We start from the raw sequence: 4842 nt of genomic DNA on the forward strand, positions 1-4842 counted from the left end.
CTCAATGGCAAGGAAGCTGTGAGGCAATATATGGCAAAAGCATATGAGGAACCTCCCCATTTCATGGTTGAAAACTTAATCGCTGAGGGAGATTTTTTGACGGCACTAGGCAAAATCAGTATGAAGGATGAGCACGGAAAAATGATTGATTATGATTATTGCGACGTATGGCAATTTCATGATGGAAAAATGGCTAAATTGAAGGCTTTCGTCGTTAAGGCTGAATCAGCACGCTGACCTAGATACCCTCAAAACATAATTATCCTCAAATAGACTACAAAAGTCCTCAATTAAACTACATCCTGCCATCATACACTCCCGATCTTTACATCATCAATCATTAACAGATCAATAACATGGAAAATAATAGGAATAGTAAAGTTTGGTTCATCACTGGTGCTTCACGTGGTTTTGGACATATTTGGGCAGAGGCCGCTCTGGAACGCGGTGATCAAGTTGCCGCAACAGCGCGTAACACCAATAGTTTAGCAGGACTGAAAGAGAAATATGGTGATCGTGTTTTAATTTTAGAATTAGACGTGACCAAACCGGGGCAGGCAAAAGAAGCTGTAACCAAGGCACATGAGCATTTCGGACGGTTAGACATTGTGCTCAACAATGCAGGTTATTCATTAGTTGGTACTATTGAGGAAGCCAGTATTGAAGAGGTGAAGGCCATGTTTGACACCAACGTTTTCGGTGCACTTGCTGTTATCCAGGCGGCATTACCCCTACTTAGGGAACAAGGCGGCGGTCATATCCTTGGCACCTCAAGCAACCTTGGCCACGTAACACTGCCTGTAATTGGCTACTATGCATCGACTAAATGGGCTTTTGAAGCTATCCATGAAAGTCTGGCGATAGAGGTTAAAGATTTTGGAATCAAAGTGACCATCATAGAACCCGGTGCTTACGCTACGGAATTTGGTACCGAGGAATCTTTAAAATTTGCAGCTGGCATGGACATTTATACAGATCTTAAAACAACCTTTTTTGAAACTTTAAAAGACATGGAAAAAGGCGATCCATATGCCACTCCACAAGCACTATTTCAGGTCGTTGATGCAGAAAATCCTCCACTGCGTTTCCACTTGGGCAGTCATAATCTTCCATGGGTACGTGGGGTTTATGAAGAACGTTTGGCCCTTTGGGAGCAATGGGATGATGTTTCCAGTTCAGCGCAAAGAATAACTAATTAATTAATGTTCATAACCGGCAATCAAAATGTTTGCCGGTTATATTATATTTGTTTGAAATGAAAAAGGAAAAGTTAAGCCCGTTTAAAGTGGAGACACTCTCTGATGCGCATCGCGTCTTCGGCCTGCCTCAACCCAAGCATCCCTTGATCAGTATGGTAAAGGGTGCTCCTTCATGGCCTGAGAACCAACAGTCTTCCTATCATGTATTAGGGTTTTATAAAATTTCTTACAAGCCAAAACTTGGCGGGAAATTAAAGTATGGTCAGGGTTATTATGATTTCGATGATGGAGGTTTGTTATTCGCCTCCCCCGGCCAGGTGATTGGCCATGCTGATCATGAGGGAACCGTTTGTTCTGAATATACTTTGCTCATCCATCCAGATTTCTTTTTGGGCTATCCCATGGCTAAGAAAATCAGTCAATATGGTTTTTTCTCCTATGCAGCCAACGAAACACTGCACCTTTCGGAAAGTGAGAAAGAAACCATCATTTCCATTTTCAAGATTATGGAAGATGAACTGGATAGTAGAATTGACGATTTTAGTCAGGATGTGGTGATCTCCCAGATAGAGTTAATGTTAAATTATGCCAACCGTTTTTATAAACGCCAATTCATTACCCGTAAGGTGGTGAGTCATGATCTTTTGCAAAGATTGGAGGCTGTATTGTCGGGTTACTTCAGCAATGAAGATTCTCTAAGTAAAGGGATTCCAACTGTTCAGTTTATTGCCGATAGCTTAAATTTAACACCAAGCTATTTAAGTGATATGTTGCGCACCTTGACTGGTCAGAATGCCCAGCAGCACATTCATGATAAACTGATTGAAAAGGCAAAGGAAAAACTTTCTACTACGTCCTTATCTGTAAGTGAAGTTGCCTACGCCTTAGGTTTCGAACATTCGCAATCATTCAGCAAGTTGTTTAAAACCAAGACTAAATTATCTCCATTGGAATTCAGGCGGTCTTTTAATTAAAATGTTGCCAACCATGCAAAATGCGGAGTTTTATTTAAATCAGCTACTGATCAAGAGCTTATTCTGGAACACCTTAACAGCTTGCTTACAGAAATCAATGCCGTTTTATTCTCTACTGATAAAAATCCTGCAGATGATAAGCTCTCTAAATACATTAACTTTAAATTACTCATAGAGAACAACTTAACCGACCAGCCCTCTATGATAGAAATAGCTGAAAAACTAGCCCTGAACCCTAATAGTTTATACAACCTCGTTAAGCATTACTCAAGGCGAGGATATCATTACCATCCCAGGATCTAAACGCATCCAGCATCTGGAAGAAAATATTGGCGCTAAGAAAGTTCAACTTTCAAACCAGGACTTACAAAGTATCGAGGCCATCATGCCTGCTGGAATTGTAGCTGGAAATCGCTATCCCGAAATGTTTTTAAGTGCTTTAAACAAATAACAACACTTTATTCATCGAAGTATTTTATAAGTTAGTTTCTCCTATCTATTAGTTAATCTTTAGCCTATCCTTGGCAGGGCCTTGGTATATCGTTTGGTTATCATTCTCTATACAAAGGCCCTATGAAGGCCCTATCAACGCCCTCTGAACGCCCTGTAAACTAATGCGTGAAAGCTACTTGTCGATTAATTATAAATACCTCATTTTTCAATGTTACATACTCCCTAATAATTTCCCAAAGTTGAAAGTCATTTTGAGCAACAGAAATTAGAGAAGGTATGGAGAGATCAATCTTTTTCAGACTTTTCACTTGAATAGACAGGCAAGTTCCAATGGTAGTGCAGCGCTAATAAGCGTAAGCCAAAGGCTACGATTAAAGCTATGATGGAAACCCAGTCTCTGGAAATCCATTGCAGCTGATTCCCCAAAACTACAATTAAGGCACCCAAAAGTGCTGCGGAGGCATAGATTTCTTTTTCTAAAATAACAGGGATTCTATTGAGTAAAATATCCCTCAAAACACCGCCACCCACGGCTGTGGTAATGCCTAAAAGCACAGCCACCTCTGCATTATGGCCAAAAGCAAGGCTTTTTTGGGCACCCGTAACAGCAAATAAGGATAAGCCCAAGGCATCAAATAGAAGCACAGGGTGATTGAGTCGCTGTACAAAAGGATATAATCCAATGGTCATTGCTGTAGCGATGATAGCGGCAACCAGGTAATGCCAGTTGGTTAAACCGGCAGGCGGAATAGCACCTATACAGATGTCACGAATAATCCCTCCCCCACAGGCAACGGTAAAAGCAATGGCGCAAATACCGAATAAATCAAGGCCACGCTGTTTGGCTGCTGCGGCTCCACTAATGGCAAAAACGAATGTACCTGCAAGATCAAGAAAATTGTAAAATTCGTAGAGATTATCCATATTTATGCTGTTAGCTTAAGCCAAGATCATACAGCTTTTATCTGGTCTGTAAACCTGTGGTGCACTTGAAATAAATGTCCTTGCAAAGCTAATTGAATAATTTGCGGGGCTATGTTGTTAGGCTAATTATTTTTTTCCTGTTTAGCCTATTAATGAAATTAATTTCAGGCCTCTTGAATAGCAATAACATCTTTAGTCAGGCACAGCATAAGGTAATTTGGCTTTAGTACTGGATGATTCATCTTCTTTTGAAGGTGTTTTTATAAAGAAATATTTTCTAATTAAGAAACAATCCTATAAATACAGTCGAGCTTTAAAATTATTTTACGAGTTTTTATTCTAATATTCCACCTCTTAATCAAGCAATTACAAATAACCAAAACTGTTGTTTAAAATTAAACAAAACTATTTTAGCTAAAAAATGGTTCTACTGTCGAAAAATACATCAACCTATTATTAACATTAATTTTTTATTATGGCACATTTAGAAGTAGAACCCAAACGCGCAAATCCATGGTGGATTTGGCTTATCGCTGCAATTGTAGCATTAGTCATCATTGTTTTGTTAGCAAGAGGGTGTAATAACGACAGCACCAAATTGGTTGCTAATGATTCGACCGCAATGGACACCATTGCAGTAACACAACCAGATTGGAACAGCGTTGATTTTAACAGTCCTTTAACAACAGATCCGGATATTACAGATAAGGATATTGCTGTTGGTGGTAATGATCAATACACTATTTATTCATTAGGCGAAAATATACTTTTTTCAACTGATGGTGATAGTATTCATTCTGCTGGTGAACAAAAACTTTCACAGATAAAAACAGCCTTGAATAATCGTTACAAAAATGCAATGATTGGCGTTTATGGTAATACAGATTCCACTGGAACAGTAGGGCACAACAAACAATTAGGTGCTGAACGTGCTGCTGCTGTAAAAGACTGGTTGATTAAAAACGGAAATCTTTCTGCTGATAGAGTAACTATCCATTCATTAGGAGAAAGCAAACCAGTAGCGACCAACAAAACCGCTGATGGAAGAGCGCAAAATAGAAATGTTTCTATCGTTGCTTTTGCTAATCAATAACAATTAACCCAATCTATTCACAATTAAGATTTGATATCATGTCTTTAGAAGAAAATAAATACAACAATCATCTCCAGGAATTAAGTCACAGCGATTTTAAAATCGTTGATGGAGAACCAAATATTACAGGCTGGGAAGTACGTACCGAGCTTGATGCTGATTTAGGCGAGGTAAAAGAATTACTTTTTGATCCGGAATC

At 39.1% G+C, this 4842-nt stretch carries 6 protein-coding genes; 5 read left to right on the plus strand and 1 reads right to left on the minus strand.

Features of this window, described 5'->3' with window-relative positions:
- From ACR2F7_RS09995 to ACR2F7_RS10010, 4 genes are all read left to right on the plus strand, one after another.
- Positions 1 to 237: nuclear transport factor 2 family protein (locus tag ACR2F7_RS09995; protein WP_432713425.1), on the plus strand; the 237-nt coding region annotated here is incomplete at its 5' end.
- 119 nt (positions 238 to 356) lie between these two features.
- The gene (locus ACR2F7_RS10000; RefSeq protein WP_432713426.1) at positions 357 to 1199 is read left to right on the plus strand and encodes an SDR family NAD(P)-dependent oxidoreductase; all 843 of its coding nucleotides are present in this window, start codon (positions 357 to 359) and stop codon (positions 1197 to 1199) included.
- A 56-nt stretch (positions 1200 to 1255) separates the two neighbouring features.
- Positions 1256 to 2173 carry a helix-turn-helix domain-containing protein gene (locus tag ACR2F7_RS10005; protein ID WP_432713427.1) on the plus strand — a complete coding sequence of 306 codons (918 nt, stop codon included), beginning with the start codon at positions 1256 to 1258 and terminating at the stop codon, positions 2171 to 2173.
- An 81-nt stretch (positions 2174 to 2254) separates the two neighbouring features.
- Positions 2255 to 2476, plus strand: a complete 222-nt coding sequence (locus tag ACR2F7_RS10010; RefSeq protein WP_432713428.1) for a hypothetical protein — start codon at positions 2255 to 2257, stop codon at positions 2474 to 2476.
- Positions 2477 to 2911: 435 nt separating this feature from the next.
- Here ACR2F7_RS10010 and ACR2F7_RS10015 read toward each other — a convergent pair whose 3' ends face one another.
- Entirely contained in the window at positions 2912 to 3550 is a 639-nt protein-coding gene (locus tag ACR2F7_RS10015; RefSeq protein WP_432713429.1) for a trimeric intracellular cation channel family protein, read from the minus strand.
- 475 nt (positions 3551 to 4025) lie between these two features.
- On the opposite strand from ACR2F7_RS10015, the gene ACR2F7_RS10020 reads away from it, so the two are divergent.
- On the plus strand, positions 4026 to 4643 hold the full coding sequence (locus ACR2F7_RS10020) for an OmpA family protein (RefSeq protein WP_432713430.1): 618 nt from the start codon (positions 4026 to 4028) through the stop codon (positions 4641 to 4643).
- The last annotated feature ends 199 nt before the right edge of the window (positions 4644 to 4842 follow it).

The sequence above is a fragment of the Pedobacter sp. genome, assembly GCF_045628745.1.
Classification (GTDB): Bacteria; Bacteroidota; Bacteroidia; order Sphingobacteriales; family Sphingobacteriaceae; genus Pedobacter.

Bases quoted from the DNA above. Each gene is read 5' to 3' on its own strand.
- ACR2F7_RS10015 (WP_432713429.1), bottom strand. From the start codon at position 3,550: ATGGATAATCTCTACGAATTTTACAATTTTCTTGATCTTGCAGGTACA.
- ACR2F7_RS10005 (WP_432713427.1), top strand. From the start codon at position 1,256: ATGAAAAAGGAAAAGTTAAGCCCGTTTAAAGTGGAGACACTCTCTGAT.
- ACR2F7_RS10000 (WP_432713426.1), top strand. From the start codon at position 357: ATGGAAAATAATAGGAATAGTAAAGTTTGGTTCATCACTGGTGCTTCA.
- ACR2F7_RS10020 (WP_432713430.1), top strand. From the start codon at position 4,026: ATGGCACATTTAGAAGTAGAACCCAAACGCGCAAATCCATGGTGGATT.